At 66.9% G+C, this 25,950-nt stretch carries 27 protein-coding genes and 2 tRNA genes; 16 read left to right on the forward strand and 13 right to left on the reverse strand.

Annotation, left to right across the window (positions count from 1 at the left end; genetic code table 11):
* Both J2W36_RS21250 and J2W36_RS21255 read right to left on the reverse strand, forming a co-directional pair.
* Nucleotides 1-798, reverse strand: a complete 798-nt coding sequence (locus J2W36_RS21250) for an ABC transporter ATP-binding protein (protein ID WP_286646941.1) — start codon at nt 796-798, stop codon at nt 1-3.
* Nucleotides 795-2,762 carry an AMP-dependent synthetase/ligase gene (locus J2W36_RS21255; RefSeq protein WP_307691765.1) on the reverse strand — a complete coding sequence of 656 codons (1,968 nt, stop codon included), beginning with the start codon at nt 2,760-2,762 and terminating at the stop codon, nt 795-797. Before J2W36_RS21255 ends, J2W36_RS21250 begins: the two co-directional genes overlap by 4 nt.
* Nucleotides 2,763-2,846: 84 nt before the next feature.
* Between J2W36_RS21255 and J2W36_RS21260 the strand changes: the two genes are divergently transcribed.
* The 4 genes from J2W36_RS21260 to J2W36_RS21275 are packed head-to-tail and all read left to right on the forward strand — an operon-like array spanning nt 2,847 to nt 5,342.
* The gene (locus J2W36_RS21260) at nt 2,847-3,623 is read left to right on the forward strand and encodes a Crp/Fnr family transcriptional regulator (protein ID WP_307691766.1); all 777 of its coding nucleotides are present in this window, start codon (nt 2,847-2,849) and stop codon (nt 3,621-3,623) included.
* Nucleotides 3,620-4,384, forward strand: coding sequence for an SDR family NAD(P)-dependent oxidoreductase (locus J2W36_RS21265; RefSeq protein WP_307691767.1), 765 nt, complete (start codon nt 3,620-3,622; stop codon nt 4,382-4,384). The genes J2W36_RS21260 and J2W36_RS21265 overlap by 4 nt, the downstream gene beginning before the upstream one ends.
* Nucleotides 4,385-4,396: 12 nt before the next feature.
* Nucleotides 4,397-4,654 (forward strand): hypothetical protein, encoded by a 258-nt coding sequence (locus tag J2W36_RS21270; RefSeq protein WP_307691768.1) that lies wholly within the window; start codon nt 4,397-4,399, stop codon nt 4,652-4,654.
* 22 nt (nt 4,655-4,676) lie between these two features.
* Complete coding sequence (locus tag J2W36_RS21275) at nt 4,677-5,342, forward strand: glutathione S-transferase (RefSeq protein WP_307691828.1); 666 nt, start codon at nt 4,677-4,679, stop codon at nt 5,340-5,342.
* A 29-nt stretch (nt 5,343-5,371) separates the two neighbouring features.
* On the opposite strand, the gene J2W36_RS21280 is transcribed toward J2W36_RS21275, so the two are convergent.
* From J2W36_RS21280 to J2W36_RS21315, 8 genes are all read right to left on the reverse strand, one after another.
* Nucleotides 5,372-6,055 (reverse strand): energy-coupling factor ABC transporter permease, encoded by a 684-nt coding sequence (locus tag J2W36_RS21280; RefSeq protein ID WP_307691769.1) that lies wholly within the window; start codon nt 6,053-6,055, stop codon nt 5,372-5,374.
* 79 nt (nt 6,056-6,134) lie between these two features.
* Nucleotides 6,135-6,581 (reverse strand): nitrile hydratase accessory protein, encoded by a 447-nt coding sequence (locus tag J2W36_RS21285; RefSeq protein ID WP_307691770.1) that lies wholly within the window; start codon nt 6,579-6,581, stop codon nt 6,135-6,137.
* Complete coding sequence (gene nthB, locus J2W36_RS21290; protein ID WP_307691771.1) at nt 6,578-7,231, reverse strand: nitrile hydratase subunit beta; 654 nt, start codon at nt 7,229-7,231, stop codon at nt 6,578-6,580. Before nthB ends, J2W36_RS21285 begins: the two co-directional genes overlap by 4 nt.
* A gap of 26 nt (nt 7,232-7,257) precedes the next feature.
* Complete coding sequence (nthA, locus tag J2W36_RS21295; RefSeq protein WP_307691772.1) at nt 7,258-7,881, reverse strand: nitrile hydratase subunit alpha; 624 nt, start codon at nt 7,879-7,881, stop codon at nt 7,258-7,260.
* A 54-nt stretch (nt 7,882-7,935) separates the two neighbouring features.
* Nucleotides 7,936-9,450 (reverse strand): amidase, encoded by a 1,515-nt coding sequence (locus J2W36_RS21300; RefSeq protein WP_307691773.1) that lies wholly within the window; start codon nt 9,448-9,450, stop codon nt 7,936-7,938.
* A 220-nt stretch (nt 9,451-9,670) separates the two neighbouring features.
* Complete coding sequence (locus tag J2W36_RS21305) at nt 9,671-10,594, reverse strand: AraC-like ligand-binding domain-containing protein (protein WP_307691774.1); 924 nt, start codon at nt 10,592-10,594, stop codon at nt 9,671-9,673.
* Nucleotides 10,595-10,732: 138 nt separating this feature from the next.
* Nucleotides 10,733-11,635 carry a transporter gene (locus J2W36_RS21310; protein ID WP_307691775.1) on the reverse strand — a complete coding sequence of 301 codons (903 nt, stop codon included), beginning with the start codon at nt 11,633-11,635 and terminating at the stop codon, nt 10,733-10,735.
* Between the two features lie 11 nt (nt 11,636-11,646).
* On the reverse strand, nt 11,647-12,894 hold the full coding sequence (locus J2W36_RS21315) for an acyl-CoA dehydrogenase family protein (protein ID WP_307691776.1): 1,248 nt from the start codon (nt 12,892-12,894) through the stop codon (nt 11,647-11,649).
* Nucleotides 12,895-13,310: 416 nt separating this feature from the next.
* Between J2W36_RS21315 and J2W36_RS21320 the strand changes: the two genes are divergently transcribed.
* From J2W36_RS21320 to J2W36_RS21365, 10 genes are all read left to right on the forward strand, one after another.
* Nucleotides 13,311-14,306 carry an AraC-like ligand-binding domain-containing protein gene (locus J2W36_RS21320; RefSeq protein WP_307691777.1) on the forward strand — a complete coding sequence of 332 codons (996 nt, stop codon included), beginning with the start codon at nt 13,311-13,313 and terminating at the stop codon, nt 14,304-14,306.
* A gap of 137 nt (nt 14,307-14,443) precedes the next feature.
* Entirely contained in the window at nt 14,444-15,382 is a 939-nt protein-coding gene (locus tag J2W36_RS21325; RefSeq protein ID WP_307691778.1) for a cation diffusion facilitator family transporter, read from the forward strand.
* Nucleotides 15,383-15,465: 83 nt separating this feature from the next.
* Nucleotides 15,466-15,541 (forward strand) — tRNA-Gly (locus J2W36_RS21330).
* 63 nt (nt 15,542-15,604) lie between these two features.
* Nucleotides 15,605-15,678, forward strand: a tRNA-Cys gene (locus tag J2W36_RS21335).
* Nucleotides 15,679-15,858: 180 nt separating this feature from the next.
* Nucleotides 15,859-15,993, forward strand: a complete 135-nt coding sequence (locus J2W36_RS21340) for a hypothetical protein (RefSeq protein WP_307691779.1) — start codon at nt 15,859-15,861, stop codon at nt 15,991-15,993.
* Nucleotides 15,990-16,088 (forward strand): K(+)-transporting ATPase subunit F, encoded by a 99-nt coding sequence (gene kdpF, locus J2W36_RS21345; RefSeq protein ID WP_307691780.1) that lies wholly within the window; start codon nt 15,990-15,992, stop codon nt 16,086-16,088. Before J2W36_RS21340 ends, kdpF begins: the two co-directional genes overlap by 4 nt.
* Before the next feature lies 1 nt (nt 16,089).
* The gene (gene kdpA, locus J2W36_RS21350; RefSeq protein ID WP_307691781.1) at nt 16,090-17,892 is read left to right on the forward strand and encodes a potassium-transporting ATPase subunit KdpA; all 1,803 of its coding nucleotides are present in this window, start codon (nt 16,090-16,092) and stop codon (nt 17,890-17,892) included.
* A 10-nt stretch (nt 17,893-17,902) separates the two neighbouring features.
* Nucleotides 17,903-20,002 (forward strand): potassium-transporting ATPase subunit KdpB, encoded by a 2,100-nt coding sequence (gene kdpB, locus J2W36_RS21355; protein WP_307691782.1) that lies wholly within the window; start codon nt 17,903-17,905, stop codon nt 20,000-20,002.
* Between the two features lie 10 nt (nt 20,003-20,012).
* Complete coding sequence (gene kdpC / locus J2W36_RS21360) at nt 20,013-20,585, forward strand: potassium-transporting ATPase subunit KdpC (RefSeq protein ID WP_307691783.1); 573 nt, start codon at nt 20,013-20,015, stop codon at nt 20,583-20,585.
* A gap of 11 nt (nt 20,586-20,596) precedes the next feature.
* The gene (locus J2W36_RS21365; RefSeq protein ID WP_307691784.1) at nt 20,597-20,737 is read left to right on the forward strand and encodes a hypothetical protein; all 141 of its coding nucleotides are present in this window, start codon (nt 20,597-20,599) and stop codon (nt 20,735-20,737) included.
* A gap of 16 nt (nt 20,738-20,753) precedes the next feature.
* On the opposite strand, the gene J2W36_RS21370 is transcribed toward J2W36_RS21365, so the two are convergent.
* The 3 genes from J2W36_RS21370 to J2W36_RS21380 are packed head-to-tail and all read right to left on the reverse strand — an operon-like array spanning nt 20,754 to nt 22,280.
* Nucleotides 20,754-21,068, reverse strand: coding sequence for a cytochrome c oxidase subunit 2A (locus J2W36_RS21370; protein ID WP_307691785.1), 315 nt, complete (start codon nt 21,066-21,068; stop codon nt 20,754-20,756).
* The gene (locus tag J2W36_RS21375; RefSeq protein ID WP_307691786.1) at nt 21,065-21,766 is read right to left on the reverse strand and encodes a lipase family protein; all 702 of its coding nucleotides are present in this window, start codon (nt 21,764-21,766) and stop codon (nt 21,065-21,067) included. Before J2W36_RS21375 ends, J2W36_RS21370 begins: the two co-directional genes overlap by 4 nt.
* A 1-nt stretch (nt 21,767) precedes the next feature.
* Nucleotides 21,768-22,280, reverse strand: coding sequence for a PAAR domain-containing protein (locus tag J2W36_RS21380; RefSeq protein WP_307691787.1), 513 nt, complete (start codon nt 22,278-22,280; stop codon nt 21,768-21,770).
* A gap of 243 nt (nt 22,281-22,523) precedes the next feature.
* Between J2W36_RS21380 and J2W36_RS21385 the strand changes: the two genes are divergently transcribed.
* Both J2W36_RS21385 and kdpE read left to right on the forward strand, forming a co-directional pair.
* Nucleotides 22,524-25,229: a DUF4118 domain-containing protein gene (locus tag J2W36_RS21385; protein WP_307691829.1), complete on the forward strand. Its 2,706-nt coding sequence runs from the start codon at nt 22,524-22,526 to the stop codon at nt 25,227-25,229.
* Between the two features lie 16 nt (nt 25,230-25,245).
* Complete coding sequence (kdpE, locus tag J2W36_RS21390) at nt 25,246-25,950, forward strand: two-component system response regulator KdpE (protein WP_307691788.1); 705 nt, start codon at nt 25,246-25,248, stop codon at nt 25,948-25,950.

The following is a 25,950-nucleotide window of genomic DNA, read 5'->3' on the forward strand; positions in this document are numbered from 1 at the left end:
TCAATGTTCCACGCCCAGGTATGCCCGGATCACGTCTTCGTTGTTGCGGACTTCATCGGGCGTGCCGTCGCCGATCTTCTTGCCGTAGTCGAGCACCACCACGCGGTCGGAGATGTCCATCACCACGCCCATGTCGTGCTCGATCAGCACGATGGTCGTGCCGAACTCGTCGTTCACGTCGAGGATGAAGCGGCTCATGTCCTGCTTCTCTTCGACGTTCATGCCGGCCATCGGCTCGTCGAGCAGCAGCACCTGCGGTTCCATCGCGAGTGCGCGGCCAAGGTCGACGCGCTTTTGCAGGCCGTAGGGCAGTTGGCCCACCGGCGTCTTGCGAAAGGCCTGGATCTCGAGGAAGTCGATGATGCGTTCGACGAACTCGCGCTGCTGCAGCTCCTCGCGTTCGGCCGAGCCCCAGCCGAAGGGGTTGCGGAAGGCTTGCGCGAGCAGGCCGCTCTTCATCTGCAGGTTGCGGCCCGTCATGATGTTGTCGAGCGCGCTCATGCCCTTGAAGAGCGCCAGGTTCTGGAAGGTGCGCGCAACGCCCATCTGCGCGACCTGCCGGGAGTTCATGTGCTTGAAGACCTGGCCGCGGAAGGTGATGGAGCCTTGCTGCGGCTGGTACACGCCGTTGATGCAGTTGAGCATCGAGCTCTTGCCCGCGCCGTTGGGGCCGATGATGGCGCGCACCTCGTGCTCGCGCACGTCGAAGCTGATGTCCGTCAGCGCCTTCACGCCGCCGAAGCTCAAGCTGATGTTTTGGATGTCCAAGATGACATCACCGGTTTTTCTGTCGCTCATGCGGCGGCCTTCACTTCGGGATAACGCGTGGCATCGACGATCGGCAGCGTCGCGCTGACCGAGCCGGTGCGGCCGTCCTCGAACTTCACCTGTGTCTCGATGAACTGCTCGGCGCGGCCGTCGTATAGCGCATCGACCAGCACCGCGTATTTCTGCGCGACGAAGCCGCGCCGCACCTTGCGCGTGCGGGTCATCTCGTCATCGTCGGGGTCGAGTTCCTTGTGCAGCACCAGGAAGCGGGCGATCTGCGTGTCGGCCATGCCGGATTCGGCGGCCAGGTCTGCGTTCACCTTCTGCACGCACTCGGCGATCAGCGTCAGCACCTCCGGCTTGCCGGCCAGGTCGACGTAACCGCCATAGGCCAGGCCGCGCCGCTCGGCCCAGTTGCCGACCGCTTCGTAGTCGATGTTGATGAAGGCGCAGACCTCATCGCGCGCATCGCCAAAGCACACGGCTTCCTTGATCTGCGGGAAGAACTTCAGCTTGTTTTCGATGTAGTTGGGCGCGAACATCGCGCCGCCGTGCATGCGGCCCACGTCCTTCGCGCGGTCGATGATGCGCAGGTGGCCTTCGCTGTCGAGCACGCCGGCGTCGCCGGTGTGGAAGTAGCCGTCGGCATCGAGCACCTCGGCCGTTGCGTCGGGGCGCTTGTAGTACTCCTTGAGCACTGACACGCCGCGCACCAGCACCTCGCCGTTGTCGGCGATGCGCAGTTCCATGCCCGGTGCCGCAGTGCCGACGGTCTGCAGCTTGACCTTGCCGTCCTGCTGCAGGCAGACGTAGGCGCAGGTCTCGGTCTGGCCGTAGAACTGCTTGAGGTTGACGCCGATGGAGCGGTAGAAGCGGAACAGGTCCGGCCCGATGGCCGCGCCCGCCGTGTAGGCCACGCGGATGCGGCTCATGCCCAGCACGTTGCGCAGCGGCCCGTACACCAGCAGGTCGCCCAGCGCGTACTTGAAGCGGTCGAGGGCGCCCACCGGCGCGCCGTTGAGGATGTCCGCACCGACGCGTTGCGCCAGCGCCATGCACTTCGCATACAGCCAGCGCTTGGGCGCAGCGGCATCTTCCATGCGGATCGACACGGCGGTCAGCAGGCCTTCGAAGGTGCGCGGCGGGCCGAAGTAGTAGCTCGGGCCAATCTCTCGCATGTCGTTCATCACCGTCGCGGCCGACTCGGGGCAGTTGAGCGTGAAGCCGCCCACCAGCCACTGCGCCACGGAGAACAGGTGGTCGCCCACCCACGCCATCGGCAGGTAGCTCATGATGTTGTCGCCGGGGCCGAGCCTGTCGCTGACCACGCCGCCATGGCCCGCGGCGATGAAGCTCGCATGCGTCTGGCACACGCCCTTGGGCCGGCCTGTGGTGCCCGAGGTGTAGAGGATCACGCCGACGTCGTCCGGCTCGCCGCTGGCGATGGCGCGGTCCACATGGCCCGGATGCTGCTGGTCGAAGGCCCGGCCGCGCTCGCGCAGCTCGGTGAAGCTCATCAGCCCCGGCTGCGTGTAGTGGCGCAGGCCGCGCGGGTCGTCGTAGATGATGTGGCGGATGGCGTGCACCTGGCCTTCGCCCTGCGCCTGCTGCAGCTCGCGGCATTCCAGCAGCTTGTCGACCTGCTCCTGGTCTTCGGCGATCACGAACTCGATCGATGCGTCGTTCAGCATGAAGACCATCTCGGCCGCGACCGCATCCTGGTACAGCGGCACCGGCACGCCGCGCAGGCTCTGCGCGGCGATCACCGCCATGTACAGGTGTGGCCGGTTGGCGCCCACGATGGCCAGGTTGTCGAAGGGCTTGAAACCCAGGCTCGCGAGACCGCAGGCCATTTCGCGCACGGCCTGCGCGGTCATCTCCCAGGTCCAGGTCTGCCAGATGCCGAGGTCCTTCTCGCGCACCGCAGCCGCAGTGGGCTGGCGCTGTGCGTGGTCCAGGAGCAGGCGAGGGAAGGTGGTGGCGGTGGTCTTCACGGTGGCTGGATCGTAGGACTCACTTTGACGCCAACTTGTCGTTCCGACGACAATCTGCGGGATACCACTCCCCGGAGTTTCCCGATGCCGATCGGCAGCGCCAATGGCTCGTCCATCCGCGACCGCGTGCGCCCTGCCAGCGCCGCGGAGCTCGACAACATTCCCTGGCTGCGCACGCTCGAGCCGGTGCAGCGCCGCCGTGCCGAAGGTGTGGTGGTGGTCGGAGAGGCCGAGCCGGGCGATCTCGTCTGCCGCATCGGCCGTGCGCCGACCTACTGGTTCGGCGTCGTCGAAGGCCTGCTGAAGATGAGCAACGACAACGCAGACGGCACTTCGATGACCTACAGCGGCCTGCCGCCCGGCGGCTGGTTTGGCGAGGGCACGGCGATGAAGCGCGAGCCCTACCGCTACAACATCCAGGCGCTGCGCCGCAGCCTGGTGGCCGGTCTGCCGATCGACGAATTCCACTGGCTGCTGGACCATTCCATCGGCTTCAACCGCTTCGTGATGAACCAGCTCAATGAGCGGCTGGCGCAGTTCATCGCGGCGCGCGAGGCCGACCGCCTGAACAACCCGGACGTGCGGGTGGCGCGCAACCTGGCGGCGCTCTTCAACCCGGTGCTGTTTCCCGGCGTGGGCCAGCTGTTGCGCATCACGCAGCAGGAGCTGGCCTACCTGATCGGCCTCTCGCGCCAGCGCGTGAACGAGGCGCTGCGCGCGCTCGAAGCGCAAGGCATGATCCGTGTTGAATACGGTGGCCTGCGCGTGCTCGACCTGGCCGCCCTGCGCGTCAGCGCCCAAGGGCTGGCGACGCCACCGTTCAACGCATCCAACGCATCCAGAATAGAAAGTCCTCGATGACCCCCGCCTCCCATCTCTTCCTCATCACCGGTGCCTCGTGCGGCATGGGCCGTGCCATGGCCGAACAACTGCTGCAGCCCGGGCACGTGCTGCTGTGCCTCTCGCGCAAGACCGACCCTGAACTGGACGCGCTCGCCAAGGCGCGCGGTGCCACGCTCGAACAGTGGTCGCAGGACCTGGCCGACCCGGTGGTCGCGTCGGCCCGCGTCGCCGCCTGGCTTGCGCAGCAGGACGCGCAAGCCTTCGACAGCGCCACGCTCATCAACAACGCCGGCACCGTGGGCCGGCTCGGCCCGCTCGCGCAGGGCGATGCAAGCGACCTGTCGCAATCGATTCGCATCGGCCTGGAGGCGCCGCTGCTGCTGACAGGTGCCTTCCTGGGTGCCACGCGCCCGTGGCGCGCGCGGCGCAAGGTGCTGAACATCTCGTCGGGCCTGGGCCGCAACGCGATGGCCAGCCAGGCGCCGTACTGCGCGGCCAAGGCGGGCATGGACCACTTCTCGCGCGCGGTAGCGCTGGAAGAGGCAGCCATGCCCAACGGCGCACGCATCGTCTCGCTCGCGCCCGGCGTGATCGACACCGACATGCAGGTGCAGATGCGCGGCACCGACGCGAGCCTGTTTCCGGACCAGGGACGCTTCGCCCGGCTCAAGGCCGACGGCCAGCTCACTTCGCCGGCCGACGCTGCTGCGCGCCTGCTGGCCTACCTGGCACGCGAAGACTTCGGCTCCACCCCCGTCGCCGACGTGCGCGACGTCTGACGGGAAACTGCCATGGCCACCGCCCAAGCGATCACCACCGCCGACTACAAGCTCTTTCCCAACCCGCGCAATGTGCATCGCGTGGTGTTCGAGCACCAGGTCTTCGTCCCCCATCCGTACATGTTCATCGAGATGGAGAGCTACTACCTGAAGGGGCGCTACAGCCTGTTCGCCGCGCACCGGCTCAGCGACAACAAGGCCGGCCAGCTCGCGACCTTCGAGTTGCCGGAGGACGAGCAGAAGTTCAAGGACCGGTTCGTTCCCGACTGAACCCGCACGCGCCATGCCCGAGATGCCGACCGGCGCGCTGCCGGTGCTCTACTCCTTTCGCCGCTGCCCCTATGCGATACGGGCGCGCCTTGCGCTGCATGCAAGCGGCACGCCGTGCGCGCTGCGTGAGGTGGTGCTGCGCGACAAGCCACTCGCGCTGCTGGCGGCATCACCACAGGCGACGGTGCCCGTGCTGGTGCTGCGTGATGGCGAGGTGATCGCGCAGAGCCTGGACATCATGCGGTGGGCGCTGGCCCGCCACGACCCGCAGGGCTGGCTGCGGCCCGGCGTGGGCACGCTCGATGACGCGCTGGCGCTTATCGCCGACTGCGACCTGCATTTCAAGCGCGACCTCGACCGCTACAAGTACCCCGGCCGCTACGAGGACGCCGATGCGGATGTGCACCGCTCGCAGGGCGCTGCCTTCCTGATGCGACTCCAGGCGCAGCTGCAGGCCACGCCCCATCTGGCCGGCGCCCGCAGTGGCCTGGCCGACCATGCCATCGCGCCTTTCGTGCGCCAGTTCGCCATGGTCGAACCCGACTGGTTCGTCCAGCAGCCCTGGCCGCACCTGCGCGCCTGGCTCGACGGCTGGACCGGCTCAGAAGCGTTTGCAGCAGTCATGCATCGGTACGCGCCATGGCGCGCCTCGGACACGGTGCCGGTCGTGTTTCCGCCCGGGCACTGAATCCGCGGCAGCGCGGGCAGCGAGGGGCGTCAGAGCGCCTCGGCGTGGTGAAGCCGGCGCTCGAACATCGGCGTGCCTTGCAGGCGTGCAGAGCGCTTGGCGACGGCCAGCACGGCCAGGTCGACCAAAGGTTCCACCAGGATCACCGTCATGTAGGCGCTGCCGAAAGTGGCGATCGTCGTCAGGTTCTCCAGCGTGAAACCGCGGCCATAGATGGCCCAGAAGGCGACCCAGCCGACGATGCCTGCCTGGTAGACGGTGGACAGTGCCAGCGCCTGCCGGTAGCGCAGGTCGACGTAGGGCGTATCGGGCGCGATGATGCGGCGGGCCAGCGCCGAGATGGCAAACAGGGGAACGAGCAGGGTCGTGACGTTCATGCCGTATTGCGGCAGGTCGAAGGGCGCGAAGAACAGGCCCTGCAGCAGCAGGCCCAGCGCCAGCCCGATGGCCGCGGGTGCGGCACCGAACAGCAGCAGCAGCGTCGACCCGAGGATGAGGTGGACCTCGGAGACACCGACGGGCTGGTGCGGGAGCACCTCGAAGAAGCAGAACACCAGGGCCGTCGTGGCGGCAATGCGTCCGAGCAGCGAGAGGGCGCCACACTGGCGCCGCGCGGCTGCGGCCAGATGCAGGGCGTAGGCGCCAGCCCCCGCTGCAGTGACATAGCTCAGACCGATTTTTCCGGCATCTACCAGGCCAGGTTCGATGTGCATGATGGTTCCTTTGCCGTCGTCTGGACGGTCTCGATGGATGGACGAAGGGGTGAAAGGGAAAGGGGCTGAAGCGGCGGTCTCAAACCGCGCAGGCCGGGCTCACGGCGACGGGCTCCCGTCGGGGTGCATGCTCGTGCGCGTGGGCGGGCGGGCAACTTGCGCTGGCCAATGAGACCGGCTGTCCATGGGGTGTGTTCAGGTAGGCCTGTCGCCACTCCCGAGCGCGGCGGGTGATGTCGTTGTCTGCCGCCAGACCCAGGGAGGCCACCAGCTTCTCCATCGCCGGGACCCACTGACGGTAGTAAGCGTCGTTGATGCTTTCGCTGGGTCGAGCGGGTGCGGCCTTGATCTCTTCGCTGAAGATCTGCACCCAGTCACGCCAGGGGAAAAGCCCGGCCTGGTGCAGATTGACGACGAGGAAGAAAGCCTCGGCCTGCCAGGGTTTGTCGAACGCCGGAGCCTCGCTCAGTTGCAGGGAAGGCCCAGCGCGGCCGGTGTCCATGGCGGTGCTCATGGCGGACTTCATGCTGCCTCCAGGTAGCTGTCCCACAGGTCGATGCACACAGTGTCGGGCCGGTTCACGCCCCACAGCTCCTTGGCGGTGAAGCGCACGGCGTAGACCTGCTGGGGCTGCTCGCCCTGTCCATGGGCCATGGTGTCCGGTGTCGCGAAAGCGCCATGGACCATCTCCACGGTGCCGACCTTTCCACGCGCGTAGCGCGGCAGTCGCGTGTGCGTGACCGGATTCAGGTTCTTGGCCCGGACCGTGTCCCCTGCGTGAAAGCGGCCGGGCACGTCTTCCTTGGCCCGCGCGGAGGCGCCACCCAACACCACAGGCTCAACCATGTCGACGGTCAGCACCGGTGGCGGCGTGGACGGCTGGGTCGGCGTGGCTTCGCCGCTGAGCTCCGCGGCGGTGATCATGCCCTTCTCCGTCAGCAGCGTTTCGAAGGCGTGCAGCCAGTGCTCGTAGTAGCTGCCCTCCAGGTAATGCGCCGGCCCCATGCGCTCGATGGCGTGGCGGAACTCGTCCACGTTGAAATGCCCGCCCACGAACAACGAGGCGAAAAGAGGGAATGTCCGTCGTTCCCATTCGTGATGGAACCGAGGTTCGTCCCGCGGCGGATCGATGGGGCCCATGCCGTGCATGCCGCCCAGATCGTGAATGCCATTCATACGGTGCTCCTTGTCGTCGAAGGGTTTCAAACAGCGGCAGGCTGCCTGGCCAGGCCGGTGCCGATCATCGAGTCGCGCGTGACCAGATCGGCCAGTTGCGCCTCGCTCCAGTCCTCGGTGTCTGCCGGGCGCTCCGGCAATACGAGGTAGCGCAGCTCGGCGCTGCTGTCCCAGACGCGGACCTCCCTGTCGTCGGGAATGGACAGGCCGAACTCGGCCAGCACGCCGCGCGGGTCGATCACGATGCGCGAGCGATAGGGCGCGGACTTGTACCAGACCGGCGGCAGGCCCAGGGTGGGCCACGGGTAGCAGGAGCACAGCGTGCAGACGGTCACGTTGTGGACCTGCGCGGTGTTCTCGACCACCACCATGTCCTCGCCCTGCACGCCGGAGAAACCCAGCTCGGCGATGGCGTGCGTGGCATCGCTCAACAGGCGCGCCTTGTAGGCGGGATCGCTCCAGGCCTTGGCGACGACCTGTGCGCCGTTGCGGGGGCCGATCTTGTGTTCGTAGGTGTCGATCAGCGCGTCCAGCGCCGCCGGATCGATCAGGCCTTTCTCTGTCAGCAAAGACTCGAGTGCCTTGACGCGCAAGGCAATGGCATCCGGTGGTTCCGTGTGGTCATGGTCATGGTCGGAGTGAGAGCTCATGGGTTGGCCTTTCTGTGCGCAATGAAACCGGGAAGGAAAGGAAACGAAAGAAGGTCAGAGCGTCTTCCAGTCGACGCTGGCTTCGAAGGCCGCGGCCGCCTGGTAGATCGTGCTCTCGGCGTAGTGACGGCCGACCAGCATCAGACCGACCGGCAATCCATCCACCAGGCCGCAGGGCAGGGTCATCGCCGGGTGGCCGGTGATGTCCTGCGCCGCGGTGTTGCCGAGCATCTCGAGCGCCCTGGACACATAGTCGGTGATCGAGCAGCCGGGCTCGGGATGCGGCTGAGCGGCGAACGGCACCGTCGGCATCACGAGCAGGTCGTACTGCGACAGCGCATGGTCGTAGCCAGCGCGGGCGCGGCGCGCGATGTTCTGCGCCTTGGCGTAGTAGCGCCCGTTGTAGCGCTCCAGGCCGTACTGCCCGACGAACATGCAGACCTTCAGCGAGGCCGACAACGCATCGGCCTGCTCGCGCCAGCCGGCGTGCCGGTCCAGCAGCGCCACGTCGTACTGGCCCTTCCAGTTGAAGCCCATGCCGTTGCCATGCATCATCTGCATGGTCAGCCCCTCGCAGCCGATGGGGCTCCACAGCGCGCCGGCCAGGCTGTGGGCCGGCACGGAGACCTCCTCCACGCTTGCGCCCAGGCCCTCGAACCTCGCGATGGCATCGCGCACCTTGTCGGCCACCCGGGAGTCCAGGTTGGCGAGTTGAAAGCCTTCGCTCAGGATGCCGATACGCAGGCCGTCGGCGCCGCGTCCCAAGGCCTGCGTGTAGGCATCGACCTGGGGCGCCACCTGGCGCGGATCGAGCCCGTCGGCACCCGCCATGACTTCGAGCATGAGCGCGTTGTCGCGCACGTTGGCGGTCATCGGTCCGGCGTGATCCAGGGTGGACTCGATCGGCATGATGCCGGTGTAGGGCACCAGCCCGTGTGTCGGCTTGAGGCCGTAGATGCCGCACCACGCCGCGGGGATGCGGACCGAGCCGCCCTGGTCGCCGCCCACCGCCAGGTCCACCTCGCCGGCGGCCACCAGCACGGCACTGCCCGAAGAAGAACCACCCGACGAATAGCCCTGGCGGTGCGGGTTGTGTACGGGTTCGGGATCCGATGTGTGGCTGCCGCCAGACAGACAGAAATGCTCGCAGGTGGCCTTGCCGACGATGGTGGCGCCCGCATCGAGCAGCCGGGTGGCCACGGTGGCGTCGTAGGCCGGGACGAAGCCTTCGAGCGTCGAGGCGCCGTTCATCATCGGCACCCCCGCCAGGGCGATGTTGTCCTTGAGCGCCACCGTGCGGCCGGCCAGTGGGCCCGCCGCCGCACCCTTCACCTCGGTCTTGCATGCCCATGCGTTGTAGCGGTTCATGTCACCGGTGGGGCGTTGGCCGGCGGCGCGCGGATAACGCGACGGGGGCACTTCGTCGGGCAACTCGTCGATCAGGTCGTAGGCGTCGAAGCTGGACTGCATCAGCGCCAGGTATTCGCTGGCCTCCTCGGTCGTGAGCCGCATGTGAAGACGGCTTGCGAGCGCCTCAAGTTGCTCGGTGGTAGGACGGACGATGGCCATGTATTGCTGCTCCTGGTTCCGGTCGGCCAGCCGATCCGGACAAATGAAATGACGGATAAAAAGACGCGCACACCGAGGGCGGGAGGTCCGCCGAATTCCGCTCGGTTGCGTGCAGTGGGTGATGCCATGGTTGGCCAAACCAGGCGCCGGCGCTTGCTTCAGAAGGACAGATGCTTGACGAGGAACGACAACCTGCGGGCTTTGCCGCTTTGCGTCGGACTCAATGCGACAAGAGGCTCTGCGGGGTATAGCCGTAAGCCAGCCGGAACACGCGGCTGAAATGGGACAGGTCGGTGAAGCCGCAGCTCAAGGCGGCCGTTGTCACGCTATCGGCCTGTCGTTCGGCCAGCGCGCGATGGCTGGCCTGCAGGCGTGCCCGGCGCAGGACTTCCATGGGGGTCTGGTTGTGGCGCGCAAAAGCACGCGCGACGGTGCGCTCGGACACGTGGTGCGTCTGCGCCAGCGCTTGCAACGTCAAACCGGTGTCGGCAAAGTTCTCGCGGATATAGGCCACCAGGCGTGCGTGGAGATCGCGTTCCCTCACCACGGTCTTCGCGTCCGAGGGAATGTCCAAGTGCAAGGCGAGCACGTCGAGCAGCGCACTTCCGTAGCGGGCAGCAGCGTCCGCGTCGGAGAATTCGGTGCTCGCGGCTTCCTCGATCATCGAGCGCACGGCGGCGCCCCCTGGCCGTCGCGGGTCGATCAGCTGTGCCGTCACGCGATCTGCGGTGGGCACGCGGCTGAGCATGGACTTGCGGGGCAGGCGCACCACGCACACCTTCTCCGGCGCCATGTCGAACTCGAAAGGCCGCGTGGCGTCGTACACGGCCATGTCACCGCTTCGCAAATGAGCCTCGCGTCCATCCTGGCTGATGCGGGCCTCGCCACGGACCATGAACGCCAACCACAGGTCGTCGTCCGGCCCCACCCGGATGTGGTGCGCGTCCCGCCGCCAGTGATGCAAGGGCGCAGAAAGGGTGCTGACGCCGACGGTGCCCGCTGTGCGGACCTCCAACTTGCCGTCGAAGCGGCTCTCGCTGAGAGTCTTGCTGTCTGCGAGCAGGCAATGGCGGCACACGACCTCGTTCCAGTAGTCGAAACGCCTGGGCGTTTCAACGATCTCGGTAGAGTATTGGAGTTTCATCGGTATGACCCTCGGCATCCTGTCGTCAAACGCAAGAAAAGTGCCAATGCGGCTTGCGCCCAGGCCGCGATGATCGCCAGATGGTGGAACGCGAAAGGCGGCTGCGCGATGATACGCAGGCCGCCTCGCACGCAAGGATCAGAAGACCTGCAGCAGCCGGACGTTGATGCGGGCGTTCTCCTTGAACCCGTTGTCGACCTTGAGGTCGCGCCCGAGCGACACGAGCAGTTGAGTCGTCGGGCGGATGAAGTAGCTGCCGCCCACGCTGACCTTGCGCTGTCGCGCCTCGTCGTTGCTGTCCACGCCGTCGACCCGGTCCTCGCCGCCCCAGTTCTGTGACACGCCGACGAAAGCGTTGAACGTCGGGGTGAACTGGTAGCGCAGGTAGGCCTGCCCCTGGTAGAGCGGCTTCTGCTGGAGCGTGGCACCGGCGGCGCCATAGTCGTCGTTCTTGCCGTGGAACATGACGTCGCCGGTCAGGTCGACGGACCACTTGTCCGTGAGCCCTTTGACGAAGCCCACCTGCAGGTCGAACTTCCAGCGGTTCTCGCCCAGATTGAGCGAGCGATTGCGGTCATAGCTGCCCGTGGGCAGGTACAGGTAAGGCGCGATGGCCAGGTAGGTACGCGATGGTGCATCGTTGACCAGCCAGACGGGCGTGGCCAGGATGACGTCGCCCACACCGCTGGTCTTGCCCAGCGCGCTCGTGTCGTGCCCGGCGTCGAGCCGGCCGAAGGGCACCAGGACCTGGGGAGCCACCGTCAGCCCGCCGATGCGCATGTAGTGCACCAGCCTGGCGATGCCGACATCCGAGACGAGCCGGGGATCGCTCACCGACTGGCGCCCCTGCGCATAGAGCCTGTCGCGCTCGGCATGCTGCAGGTACAGCAGCCCGGTCGTGGTGCCTTCCGGTGCCGGAACGAAATCGCCGGCATCCACGTCGATGGCGTGTGCGGCCATCGGCACCAGGGCAGACATCAGCAGGCTTGCCAGGGCCAGCACCTTCTTCTTGCGGCCACCGCTTGTGATTTTCGAGGTCATCATCATCGGCCTCATCCGCGTGCCTCGGCCGACGCCATCGCGTCGTAGTCCGGCGAGCGCAGCAGCGCATGGAGCTGGCGGCGGCGCACGCCCATGTTGCCGCCGTCGTACAGCGGAAAGCACAGCGCGTCCTGCATCAGACCGGCCAGTGGGTACATGTCGGTATAGGCGTCGACGCCGACCACGCGCATGGTGTCGTACACCGCCTGCACGCACAGCTCCGAACAGTGGACCTTGGTGATGATGGCCAGCTCGCGGCTGCGGCCTTCGGTGAGGTCGAGCTGGTGGCAGGATTTCCAGGTCAGGTAGCGCGCGGCCTCGATGCGCATCTTGATGTCGGCCAGCATGAAGCCGACGTTCTGGTGCTCGATGACTGGCACGGTGCCCGAGCGCTTGTCGGTGCGCGCGAACTTCAGCGCGACATCGAAGGCCGCGCGCATCACGCCCACGCACGCCGCGCCGATGAGGGCCGCGGTCCAGGCGAAGGCCCCTTCCACCATCGCGATGCCGTCGCCGGGCTTGCCCACGATATTGGCTGCCGGCACGCGGACGTTGTTGAAGTGGATGCGTGGCGAGATCGTCGCGCGGTGGCCCACGGTGTCGAGAATGTCCACGATCTCGATGCCCGGCGTGCCGCCCGGCACCATGATGATCGCCAGCGACTCCTGCGGCGAAAGGCTCGGATCGGTGCGGCAGATGACGCTGTACAGGTGCGCGCCCTTGCCGTCCCAGCCGGTGCCGTTGGTGGTGTAGTGCTTGGCGCCGTTGATGACCCATTCGTCGCCTTCGCGGCGGGCGAATGTCTGCACGCCGACGGACGGGTCGGGGTTGTCGTAGTTGGCGCCGCCGGTGACTTCGGTGAACGCCAGTGCCGCCAGGCGCGAGCCGTCCTCGACGAAGTCTGGCAGGAAGCGCTGCTTCTGCGCCTCGGTGCCGTGGTGCAGCACCGCGTGCAGCCCCAGGCCAGTGCCCAGCAGGGCGGTCGGCACGTTGACGTCGGCTGCGGCGAGCTCTTCGGCGGCCAGGGCGAAATCCAGTGTGCTGAGCGCGGTCCCGCCGACCGAGGCGGGCAGCAGCGCCTTGATGAAGCCGGCCTCGGCCATCGCGTTGTAGAACGGGCGGGTGGCGTAGAACCGGTCATCGGGCCGCGCGATCGCGGCGATGGTGGGTGCGACCTTGCGCAGGACCTCGGCGCCGAACGCGCGCGCGCCTGCCTGCAGCGCCTGCTGCGCCTCGGAGAGCTGGAAATCGATAGCCATGGGGAAACGACCTTTCTTGCGGAGTGGAGGGAGTCGACGGGAATCGTAGGCAGGGGGTCTGCCGGGGTCTCGCCGGTCCGTGCATGCGCAATTGACGATTCGCGCAAGTGAGCGCTGTTGCGTTCTGGCCCGGACCTTGCATTCCTCGGCCGGGCAGGCGCACCGGATCGAGCTTGCGAATTCGGCCGCCGCTCACCGCGCGAAAAGCTGCACCGACATGACGCATCCATGCACACCTTGCGCGCAGGCGATGGCGCTGCATCACGCCGCCGCAAGCCCACCACACGATGAGTTGTCTTTTTGTGCAAGGCCAATTGACGATCTGTGCAAGTGAGAAAACACATGACACGCTTGAATCGCATGCAAGGCCGCGACATCCGTGGGCAGTGCCCGCGCACGACGGCGGAGTAACCGGAATGCAGGTCTGGACCACCGACGCGTGTGCGCAGCACGAGCGATTCAGCTATTGGCGTGAGGTTCTCTGCGAGGCCTTCGTTTCGCTCAATCCAGTCCTCAAGCAACGCGACCCGGGGCCGGACTTCACGGGCGAGGCAAGTTCCCGCGTGCTTTCGCTGAGCACGCAGACCCACGTGTTCTCCCGCACCCAGTTCGTCCAGCGCCGCTGGGACGAAATCCGCCGCAATCCGGTCGAGTTCTGCTTTGCGAACTTCCAGCTCGAAGGCTCGTGCGTGGTGCGCCAGGATGGCCAGGAGACGCTGGTTTCGCCCGGCGACTTCTCCGTCGTGGACAGCACGCGCCCCTACTTCCTCGACTTCCGGGAAGACTGGCGCGTGCTGTCGTTCCGCATCCCCAGGGACCAGCTGATGTCCAGGCTCGCGGCGCCGCGCCAGGCAACGGCACGTTGCGTCAGCGGGCAGACGGGGCTGGGCCTGGTCGCAGCCCGCTTCGCCCGTTCGCTCGAACAGGTGGACGCCGGCGCCAGCCTCGGCGCGCAGGACGGGCTCAGCGCAGCGCTCAACGGCATCATTACCACGGCGCTGGGCGCGACGCTCGAAGCGCAGGAGCAGGACCGGTTGCCGGTGCGGGCCGCCTTCCGCCAGGCGGTCGAAACCTACATCGCCGACCACTTGATGGAGCCACAGCTCGGGCCGGACCTGCTCGCGATGCGCTTTCGGGTCTCTCGCCGCACGCTCTACGGCCTGTTCGAGGAGGCGCCGCTGTCCGTGAGCGGCCTGATCCGGGAAATGCGTCTGCAACGCAGCGCGCGCGACCTGCGCAGCCCGGGCCATCCAGGCATCCTCGCGGTGGCGCTGCGCTGGGGGTTCAACGATGCCTCGCATTTCTCGCGGCTGTTCAAGCAGCGCTTTGGCATCTCTCCGCGCGGATTCGCGCTCGGCAGTGGCGATGGGCGGACAGATGGCCAAGGCGGGCTGGGCACATCCTTCGCATGAAGGACGGTAGCAGCGCCGCCGCGCCGAAAGCCGCGTGCGGCGTTCGCGTGACGCGGTAAACGGACTACGCCGTGTGGCGCGCTGCCGGGCTAAGGTGTGCGCATTCCTGTCCCGCTGCCCCTCCTTATTTCATCGCCATGGCCGAATCCAGAATCGCAATCTACGGTGCCATCGGCGCCAACGTGGCCATCGCCATCACCAAGTTCGTCGTGGCGGGTGTGACCGGCAGTTCGGCGATGCTGTCCGAGGGCATTCATTCGGCGGTCGACACCTTCAACGGCATCCTGCTCCTGGTCGGACTGCGACTGAGCAAACGGCCCGCCACGCCCGAGCATCCCTTCGGGCATGGCAAGGAGCTGTACTTCTGGAGCCTGATCGTCGCGGTGCTGATCTTCGGGCTGGGCGGTGGAATTTCCTTTTACGAGGGCGTGATGCACATCCGCCATCCCGAGCCGATGACCGACCCGACCTGGAACTACATCGTGCTCGGTGCCGCCTTCGTGTTCGAGGGCGTGAGCTTCGTCATCGCGCTGCGCGAGTTCCTGCGCGCCTCGCGGGGGCAGCCCTTCTGGCAGGCCCTGCATCGCAGCAAGGACCCGACCACCTACACCGTGCTGGCGGAGGACTCGGCCGCACTCGTCGGTCTCGGGGTCGCGGGACTGGGCATCTACCTGAGCCACCGGCTGAACATGCCGGAACTCGACGGCGTGGCGTCGGTGGTGATCGGTCTGCTGCTCGCGGGCGTGGCGGTGCTGTTGGTCCGCGAGTCACGCGGGCTGCTCATTGGCGAGGGCATTCGGCCAGAGACGGCGCGCGACATCCGCGAGATCGCCAAGGCCCAGCCGGGCGTGCGCGACGCGAGCCATGTGCTGTCGATGTACATGGGCGCGCAAGAGGTGCTGGTCACGCTCGACCTCGACTTCAACGCGGGCACCGGTACCGACCAGGCGGCGGCGATCATCGCCACCATCCAGCGCGAGGTGCGCGCGCGTTATCCGGTGATCCGGCGCATCTTCATCGAAGCGGGCCATGCAGACCGTGAGGACGATAGCGACGATGCACGCGGGGCCAGTTAGCGGTGACGCCGTGCGCCGCGAGATTTTTTTCAGCGCACTTGGCAAGTGGCGATTTCTATGGCTATAATTCAAAGCTCAGAAACGCGGGATTAGCTCAGTTGGTAGAGCGCAACCTTGCCAAGGTTGAGGTCGAGAGTTCGAGTCTCTTATCCCGCTCCATTTTTGAAAAAGGAAGCCCACGCGCTTCCTTTTTTTTCGCCGCCGAGCCTTTCGGTGGCGCATGGCGCGATAGCAAAGCGGTTATGCAACGGATTGCAAATCCGTGTAGCCCGGTTCGACTCCGGGTCGCGCCTCCAGATTCCCCAGTGCCCCCGCACCTCTAACGGTCATCCGTGCATGACAGGTTCGCAACCGCTGCCCGCCCCGTGCGGGCAGCGGTCTTTACGCTTTCTTTATGGCCGCGCCCCGGCTCTGTTCCCCGTTTTTACGGGCCTCTCGCGAGACTCACCGCTGTGTCTCGTACAGAGGAGTGACAGATGGACATCGTATGGATCGCGGCGGTCGCCGTGTTGTGGGTCGCAGTGGCGCAGATGGTGGTGGGGCTGCACAAGCTCGCGTCGCCGAAGGGCCGTGAAAAGGCACCGGTAGCCTCGTCGGGAGCGCGGACGTGATCGGCCTCGACGTGCTCTATGGCGCGGGCGGCCTGATCGCCGTCATCCTGTTCGCCTACCTCGTCTTCGCGCTGATCTGCGCCGAGGAGTTCTGACATGACCACGTCTGCCTGGGGCTTGCTGGTCCTGTTGCTGGTCGCGTTGGTGGTGCTGGGCTGGCCGCTGGGCCGCTTTCTTGCCGCCCTGTGCGATGGCCGCCTGCCGCGCTGGATGCAGCGCGTCGAAGCGCCGTTCTACCAACTCGCCGGGGTCGCCCCCGGCCAATCGATGCACTGGCGCACCTACGCCTTCGCGCTGCTGGCGTTCAACGCCATCGGCGCCTTGGCTGTGTATGGCCTGCAGCGTCTGCAGGCCGTGCTGCCGCTCAACCCGGCCGGCATGGCCGCCGTGTCGCCCGACTCGTCGTTCAACACGGCGGTGAGCTTTGTCACCAACACCAACTGGCAGGGCTACACCGGCGAGGCGACCATGAGCTATCTCACGCAGATGCTCGGCCTCACGGTGCAGAACTTTCTATCGGCTGCAACGGGCATCGCGGTGGCCTTTGCGCTGGCGCGCGGCTTCGCTGCGCGCAATACCGACGGCAAGGGCTCGGTCGGCAACTTCTGGGTTGACATCACGCGCATCACCGCCTGGCTGCTGCTGCCGATCTCCTTCGTGCTGGCGATGTTCTTCGCCGGTCAGGGCGTGATCCAGAACTTCGATGCCTACAAGACCGTGACCACGGTCGAGACGCTCGCCTACCAGCAGCCGAAGAACGATGCCGATGGCCAGCCGCTCAAGGACGCTGCCGGCGCGCCGGTGATGGAAGACGCCAGCACCACCACACAGACACTGGCCGTGGGCCCGGTCGCGTCGCAAGAAGCCATCAAGATGCTCGGCACCAACGGCGGCGGCTTCTTCAACGCCAACTCCGCGCACCCCTACGAGAACCCGACGGCGCTCACCAACTTCGTACAGATGCTGGCGATGTTGCTGATCCCGGTGGCGTTGTGCTTCGCCTTCGGCCGCGTGGTCGGCGACCTGCGCCAGGGCTGGGCGGTGCTGGCCGCGATGACGGTGCTGTTCGTCGCCGCGGTGGTCGTCATCATCCCGGCCGAGCAGGCGGGCAACCCGCTGCTGCAGTCGCTGGGCGTCGACCAGATGGCGTCCGCGCTGCAGGCTGGCGGCAACATGGAAGGCAAGGAAACGCGCTTCGGCATCACGGCGTCGGCCCTGTTCGCGGCCATCACCACGGCGGCCTCGTGCGGCGCGGTGAACGCGATGCACGATGCCTTCACGCCGCTGGGCGGCCTGGTGCCGATCGTGCTGATGCAGCTGGGTGAGGTGGTCTTCGGCGGCGTCGGCAGCGGGTTGTACGGCATGCTGATCTTCGCGATCCTCGCGGTGTTCATTGCCGGCCTGATGATCGGCCGCACGCCCGAATACCTCGGCAAGAAGATCGAGGTGCACGAGATGAAGCTCACGTCGATCGCCATCCTGATCACGCCGATCATCGTGTTGGCAGGCACGGCGCTGGCGGTGAGCATGGGCCTGGGCAAGGCGGGCATCGCCAACCCCGGTGCGCACGGCTTCTCGGAAATCCTCTACGCCTTCACCTCGGCCGGCAACAACAACGGCAGCGCCTTCGCAGGCCTGTCGGCCAACACGCCCTACTACAACGCGCTGCTGGGTGTGGCCGTTTGGCTCGGCCGCTTCGGAATGATCGTGCCGGTGCTCGCCATCGCCGGCGCGCTCGCCGCCAAGAAACGCCTGCCGGTCACGGCCGGGACGATGCCCACGCACGGCCCGCTGTTCGTGGCGTTGTTGGTCGGCACTGTGCTGCTGGTCGGCCTGCTCAACTATGTGCCCGCCTTGGCCCTGGGCCCGGTCGTCGAGCACCTGATGCTCTGGAAGTGAGGGTCGCACCATGACCTCGAAAACTGCAAGTTCCCTTTCGCTCTTCGACATGGCGCTGGTCAAGCCCGCGCTGTGGGGCGCCGTCGCCAAGCTGAGCCCGCGCGTGCAATGGCGCAACCCGGTGATGTTCATCGTCTACATCGGCAGCATCCTCACGACGCTGCTCTGGGTGCACGCGCTGAGCTTCCCCGGCGACACGGGCATGCCGCCGGCCTTCGTGCTGGCCATCACCGTCTGGCTGTGGTTCACGGTGCTCTTCGCCAACTTCGCGGAAGCCCTGGCCGAGGGCCGCAGCAAAGCACAGGCTGCGTCCTTGCGCGGGCTGCGCAAGGACACCTGGGCGAAGAAGCTGAAGGAGCCGCATCACGGTGCGGCCTTTCTTCCCGAGCAGGCGCCGAATCTTCGCAAGGGCGACGTCGTGCTGGTCGAGACCGGCGACGTGATCCCGCTCGACGGCGAGGTCATCGAAGGCGTGGCCTCGGTCGACGAGAGCGCCATCACCGGCGAATCGGCGCCGGTGGTGCGCGAGTCGGGCGGCGACTTCTCGGCCGTGACCGGGGGCACCCGCGTGCTGTCCGACTGGCTGGTGGTGCGCATCAGCGTGAACCCTGGCGAATCGTTCCTCGACCGCATGATCGGCATGGTCGAGGCTGCCAAGCGTCACAAGACACCCAACGAGATCGCGCTGACCATCCTGCTGGTCGCGCTGACCATCGTCTTCCTGATGGTCACCGTCACGCTGCTGCCCTTCTCGGTGTTCAGCGTGAGCGCGATGGGCACCGGCTCGGTGGTGTCGCTGACCGCCTTGGTCGCACTGCTGGTGTGCCTGATCCCGACCACCATCGGCGGCCTGCTGTCGGCCGTGGGCGTGGCCGGCATGAGCCGCATGATGCAGGCCAACGTGATCGCGACCTCGGGCCGTGCGGTGGAAGCCGCCGGCGACGTCGACGTGCTGTTGCTGGACAAGACCGGCACCATCACGCACGGCAACCGCCAGGCCAGCGCTTTCGTGCCGGCGCCAGGCGTGACGGCCGAGCGGCTGGCGCGCGCCGCGCTGCTCGCGTCGCTGCCGGACGAAACGCCCGAAGGCCGCAGCATCGTCGAGCTGGCCCGTCGCGGCGGCACCGACGACAGCGCTGTCGCGGGCGCGGGCTTCGTGCCCTTCACGGCGCAGACACGCATGAGCGGCGTCGACTTGCCTGCGGCTTCGAACAGCCTGGATGCCGATGTCATCCCATTGCGCAAGGGTGCGGTCGAAGCGGTGCGCAAGTACGTCGAGGCCCGCGGTGGCCAGATGGCACCCGAGGTGCTGCGCGCGGCGGACGAAGTCGCGCGCCGCGGCAGCACGCCGTTGGCCGTGGCCGAAGGCAACCGCGTGCTTGGCGTCGTCGAACTCAAGGACATCGTCAAGACCGGCATCCAGTCGCGCTTCGCCGAGCTGCGTGCGATGGGCATCAAGACGGTGATGATCACCGGCGACAACAAGCTCACCGCCGCCGCCATTGCGGCCGAGGCGGGCGTCGACGACTTCCTGGCCGAAGCCACGCCCGAAGACAAGCTCGCACTGATCCGCCAGTACCAGGCCGAAGGCCGGCTGGTCGCGATGACCGGCGACGGCACCAACGACGCCCCCGCGCTGGCGCAGGCCGACGTGGCGGTGGCGATGGGCAGCGGCACACAGGCCGCGAAGGAGGCGGGCAACATGGTCGACCTCGACTCCAACCCGACCAAGCTGCTCGAGGTGGTCGAGACCGGCAAGGCGCTGCTCATGACGCGCGGCTCGCTCACGACCTTCTCGATCGCCAACGACGTGGCGAAGTACTTCGCGATCATCCCGGCGATCTTCGTGTCGACCTATCCGCAGCTCGGCGCGCTCAACGTGATGCGGCTCGCTAGCCCGTCGTCAGCCATCCTGAGCGCCGTCATCTTCAATGCCCTGGTGATCGTGTTCCTGATCCCCTTGGCGCTCAAGGGCGTGCGCTACCGGCCCGTCGGTGCCGCCGCGCTGCTGCGCCGCAACCTCGCCATCTACGGCCTGGGCGGCCTGGTCGTGCCCTTTGTCGGCATCAAGCTGATCGACTGGCTGCTGGTCGCCGTCCACCTCGTCTGAAAGAGACACCATGAAAACCATTCTCCGCCCCGCCCTCGTGCTCTTCGTGCTGCTGAGCGCGCTCACCGGGCTGCTCTATCCGCTGGCCGTCACCGGCGCCGCGAAAGCGGTGTTCCCCGACCAGACCGCCGGCAGCCTTATCGAACGCGATGGCAAGGTCGTCGGCTCGCGGCTGATCGGCCAGAACTTCTCGGACCCGAAGCACTTCTGGGGTCGCCCGTCGGCCACCGCACCGATGCCCTACAACGCCGCCGCGTCGGGCGGCGCCAACCTCGGACCGCTGAACCCGGCGCTGGTCGATGCGGTCAAGGGACGTGTCGAGGCACTGCGCGCAGCCGACCCGGGCAACACGGCGCCGGTGCCGGTCGACCTGGTCACCACCTCGGCCAGCGGACTCGATCCGGACATCAGCCCGGCTGCAGCCGCGTACCAGGCGGGGCGTGTCGCTCGGGTGCGTGGCCTGCCGGTTGATCAGGTCAACGCGCTGATCGCGCGTCACACCGAAGCACCTTTCGGCGGCTTTCTCGGCGAGCCGCGCGTGAACGTGCTGGCACTCAATCTGGCGCTCGACGCCGCGCGTTGAGCCGAAAATCCATGTCGACCGACCTGCTGTACGCGCTCCTCGCGCTGGCGGCCCTGTTCATTCCGCTAGGCTTCGCATGGTTTGTGCTGTCGCGCACCGCGCGGCGGCATCCGCACCCTGATCGGCGCAAGGACCCGTCATCGATGCCTTGACACTGCGCCACGGGGTTCACCCTCTTCCCGCATAGATGAAATGACTGCCGAGCCAGAACAGCAAAATCGTTGCGACCAAGGAAAAGACGACGATCTTGCCAAGGAGGCGCACTTCGGTCGGACGCTTGCGAAGCACCCACCAGATCACGAGATTCAGAATCTGGGTGACCAAGATTACGAGGATCGTTTCCGCAGCTTGGCTGACAACTGGCCCGACGTTGCGTTGCTCATAGTCAGCAAACCAAATGGCATAGGTGGCCGTTGCTGCCGATACAAGAATTTGTGGAAGGTTCCACAGAATGACTAGATGCGAAACCCACGCGCGCCTCATCGCAACCCCGCAGCAACCATTTTTTGTGCCAGAGCGTTCCAGCGAGACTTGCTGTCTTTCACGATGTGCGCATAGTAGAAGTGTCCTTCGCCAAGGCCGGCGTCCTGTTGTCTTTTTAAGGTTGCCATACCCTCGATCAGGGCTGCTTGCGAGATGCCTGCATGGATAGGGTCGCCAAACTGGGTCAAATCTACGACGACAACCTTCTTGATGTTCTTGGCCCCTTTGAGTTTCGTAAGGAAGTCCTCACTGATTGGGGATGCGATCATCACGAGATGGTCGATGACGTGTCCTTTGTTTGCATAGAAGTTGGCTGTCTGTGCGGCAAGCAAGGAGCCATAGGAGTAACCGATCAAATTGAACTGCGCAGATGCATCAGTCATTCCGCTTGTTATGACCCACTCATCGTCGTCTTCATAGCGAATCAGCAGACCTGCCCGGATCGCGTCAATCAGGGGTCCAATGCGGTCGCCAATCTCTTTGTTGGCAGTGTTTGTCAGTCCAATGTTGACGTGTTCAATACCTGCCCGCTGGAATGCCTCCATCTGAGGTTTGATGTATGGCCCATCCAACCCTGCGCCGCCCCAATACAAGGTGCCGCGAGGTTTTTTGACATATACCTTGACCGGCTGTGTGTCGCTCTTGAACGTCAACGCAGCAGTGATCGAAACGATGGGGCCGATGGCTTGTAGAACCATGTTACTCACCCTCCGGCAGCACATCCAGGTGAGCGTCCAGTTCGCTCTTCGCGCTCACTCGCTGGGTCTTGCCTTCGTGGTCGGTGGTGCCCTCGAAGCGCATGCCGCCGATGGTCAGTCGGTAGCGGCGATTCGCGACCGGTTCGCCCGTCACTTCATCGAGGACCTGAAATTGCTGGTCATAGTCCTTTGCGGCTTCGCTGATCGGCCGGTCGTCAGACCCGGCGTCTGCCATCGCGCCGAACGCCACGCTCGCGGCCGCGATGTCTCCCGTCTCCGCAGTGGCCGCACGCTGCGATGCGACCAGCGCGGCACCGCAAGAAGTCAGCATGCCTTCCAATGCGAGCGGCACGTTGCCAACGGTGCGGTTTTCCGCGCCTTCGATGATGACAAAGATGCCTTTGCATTGGGGGCATCGGACCTTGTGGCCCTTGCCGGATGCCTGCCGTCCGTAGACATCGAAGTTCGAGAAGCCTTCGAGCACGGTGCCGCCGTGCGTCGTGGTGTCGCCCACGCAAATGATTGGCCTTTCTGCCATGATCAGTACCTCCTTGTGTCAGCGCGCTGACATACTGTTTTCAACGATGCCGATCGGGTTTGCCGCGTGATGCGGGCACCTCTGTATTCGGCGATGCAAAGCCTAGCACCGAAGAAAAGGCGCGCATGGGTCGCGCCAGCCTGATGTCCCCCATCACTTGATTTTTCAGCTCGCCGTGTGACAGAAGCCCGCCCCGACCCCGACGCACTGCTCGCGCAGATGCGCAGCGACGAAGCCCGCGCCCGGCGTGGGCGTCTGCGCATCTACTTTGGTGCGAGCGCAGGCGTCGGCAAGACCTGGTCGATGCTCGCGGCCGCGCAGCGCGAGCGTGCCGCCGGCCGCGACGTGCTCATCGGCGTGGTCGAGACGCATGGCCGCAGCGAGACCGCCGCGCTGTTGGCCGGGCTGGCACGCCTGCCGCTGCGCGATATCGCCTACCGCGGCCGCACGCTGGCCGAGTTCGACCTCGATGCGGCGCTGGCCCGCAAGCCCGCCGTGCTGCTGGTCGACGAGCTGGCGCATTCCAACGCGCCCGGCTCGCGCCATGCGAAGCGCTGGCAGGACGTGCAGGAGCTGCTCGCCGCCGGCATCGAGGTCTGGTCGGCGCTCAACGTGCAGCACCTCGAGAGCCTCAACGGCACGGTGGGCGCCATCACCGGCGTGCGGGTGCACGAGACGGTGCCCGACACCGTGCTCGACGAGGCCGACGAGGTGGTGTTGGTCGACGTCACGCCCGACGAGCTCACCGCGCGCCTGGCGGCCGGCAAGGTTTACCTGCCCCAGCAGGCCGAGCGCGCGGCGCAGAACTTCTTTCGCAAGGGCAACCTGATCGCGCTGCGCGAGATCGCGTTGCGCCGTACTGCCGAGCATGTGGAGGACGACGTGCGCGGCTGGCGCGTCGAGCAGTCCGGCCCGAACGGCGATGGTGGGCCGCAGGCCTGGAATACCTCGGGGGCGATCCTCGCGTGCGTCGGCCCGCACGAAGGCGCGGCGCAGACGGTGCGCACGGCCGCGCGGCTGGCCGGCCAGCTCAACGTGCGCTGGCACGCCGCCTACGTCGAGACGCCGTCGCTGCAGCGCCTGCCGGCCGCGCAGCGCGACCGCATCCTGGCCGTGCTCAAGCTCGCGGAGGAACTGGGCGCGGCGACGGCGGTGCTCACCGGCGCCGACGTGGCGCAGGCGCTCACCGCGCAAGCGCAGCGGCTGAACTGCGCGACGCTGGTGGTCGGGCGCGCGGCGCCGGTGGCGGGCTGGCGCCGGTGGTGGCCGTCGGCTTCGCTCTCGCGCGAGCTGGCGCGGCTCGAACCCGCGCTCGACATCGTCGAGACGGCGCGTTCGGAAAGCTCGCGCCACCTCGGCCGCACCTTGCTCGGCGCCACGCGCGACGTGGTGGGCAGCGACGGCATCCCCGACGTCGCTGACCGGCCGCAGTCGCGCTGGACGGGCTACATGTGGGCCGCGGCGATGGGCGTGGCGGTCACGTTGATCGCCACGCCGCTCTCGGGCGTGCTGGAGCAGGTGAACATCGTGATGCTGTTCCTGCTCGGCGTGGTCGGCATCGCGATGCGCTTCGGCCGCGGGCCGGCGGCGCTGGCGGCGCTGCTCAACGTCGCGGCCTTCGATTTCTTCTTCGTCTCGCCGCGCTTCTCGTTCGCGGTGGGCGATGTGCAGTACCTCGTGACTTTCATCGTGATGCTCGGTGTCGGCCTGCTGGTGGGTCAGCTCACGGCCGGGCTGCGCTTTGCCGCGGGCGTGTCGACCAGCCGCGAGCGGCGTGCACAGTCGCTGTTCGAGCTCACGCGCGAACTCTCGGCCGCGCTCGAAAGCGCGCAGGTCGTCGAACTCGGCGCTGCGGCGGTGCAGGGCCACTTCGGCGGCCAGGCACGGGTGCTGGTCACTGACGCGAACGACCGCCTCGTCATGCCGACGTCGCCACCATCGGGCTTCGATGCGAGCGTGGCCGACTGGGCCTTTCGCCAGGGTCAGCCCGCCGGCCTCGCCACTGCCACTTTGGCCGCGCAGCCCTGGCACTACGTGCCGCTGAAGGCACCGATGCGCGTGCGGGGCGTGCTCGCGCTCGCACCCGCGCAGCCGCGCTGGCTGCTGATTCCCGAGCAGGCGCAGCAACTCGACACGCTGGCGCGCCAGATCGCCATCGCGCTCGAACGCGTGCACTACGTGGAGGTGGCGCAGCAGGCGGTGGTCGAGATGGAGTCGGAGCGGCTGCGCAACACGCTGCTGGGTGCTATTTCGCACGACGTGCGAACGCCGCTGACTGCGCTCATCGGCCTGGCCGAGTCGCTGCAGACCGCATCGCCCGATACGCACAGGGAGGTGACCCGCGCGATCGTCGCGCAGGCGCGCGCGCTGCATGCGCTGGTCAACAACCTGCTGGACATGGCCAGGCTGGAAAGCGGCATGGCCGGTGGCACCGTCAACCTGCGGCGCGACTGGCAGTCGGTCGAGGAGGTGGTGGGGGCGGCCATTCGCTCGGCCCAGCCCGCGCTGGGCACGATGACCGTGAAGACCGCCTTGCCGGTCGACCTGCCGCTGGTCGACTTCGACGCCGTGCTGATCGAGCGCGTGCTGGTCAACCTGCTGGAGAACGCGGCCAAGTACGGCGCGGCGCCGGTGGTGCTCAGTGCCCATGCCACGCGCGACACACTGGTGCTTGCCGTGCGCGACCATGGCCCTGGCCTGCCGCCGGCGTTGCACGGGCGCGAGCAGTTGCTGTTCGACAAGTTCACGCGCGGCGAGCCCGAATCGGCAACGCCCGGCGTCGGGCTCGGCCTGGCGATCTGCAAGGCGATCGCGGGTGCGCATGGTGGCACCATCCAGGCGGCGAATGCCGAGGGCGGCGGTGCAGAATTCACGCTCGTGCTGCCTCGCCGCGCGCCACCCGAGGCGCTCGAGGCGCCGGCTTGATTGTTGAAGACTCACCATGCCCAGTCCCGTCGCCATCGTCATCGAAGACGAACCCCAGATCCGCCGCTTCGTGCGCGGCGCGCTCGAGGCCGAGGGCTGGCAGGTGCATGAGGCCGGCACGCTGCGCGAAGGGCTTGCCGCAGCGGGCACGCGCCAGCCCGACCTGCTGGTCCTCGACCTGGGACTGCCCGACGGCGATGGCGTTTCGTTGATCCAGGACGTGCGAGGGTGGTCGACGGTGCCCATCATCGTGTTGTCGGCGCGCATGGACGAGGCCGACAAGATCGCCGCGCTGGATGCCGGTGCCGACGACTACCTGACCAAGCCTTTCGGCACGGGGGAACTGCTCGCGCGCGTGCGCGCCAACCTGCGCCGGCCGCGCGCGGCGGGGGGTGAAGCGGCTGCGGGCGAGCCTGGCGAGGCGGTGTTCCGTTTCGGCGAGGTCGAGGTCGACCGCGTGGCACGGCTGGTGCGGCGTGGCGGTGCCGAGGTGCACCTGACGCCCACCGAATACCGCCTGCTCGGCGTGCTGGTCGCCAACGTCGGGCGCGTGCTCACGCACCGTCAGCTGCTGCGCGAGGTCTGGGGGCCGTCGCATGCGCAGCAGAGCCACTACCTGCGCATCTACATGGGGCACCTGCGCCAGAAGCTGGAGGCCGACCCGGCCCAGCCGCGGCACCTGATCACCGAGACGGCCGTGGGCTACCGGCTGGTGACCTGA

Origin of the sequence: Variovorax ginsengisoli, assembly GCF_030811835.1 — a bacterium.
Lineage (GTDB): Bacteria > Pseudomonadota > Gammaproteobacteria > Burkholderiales > Burkholderiaceae_C > Variovorax > Variovorax ginsengisoli_C.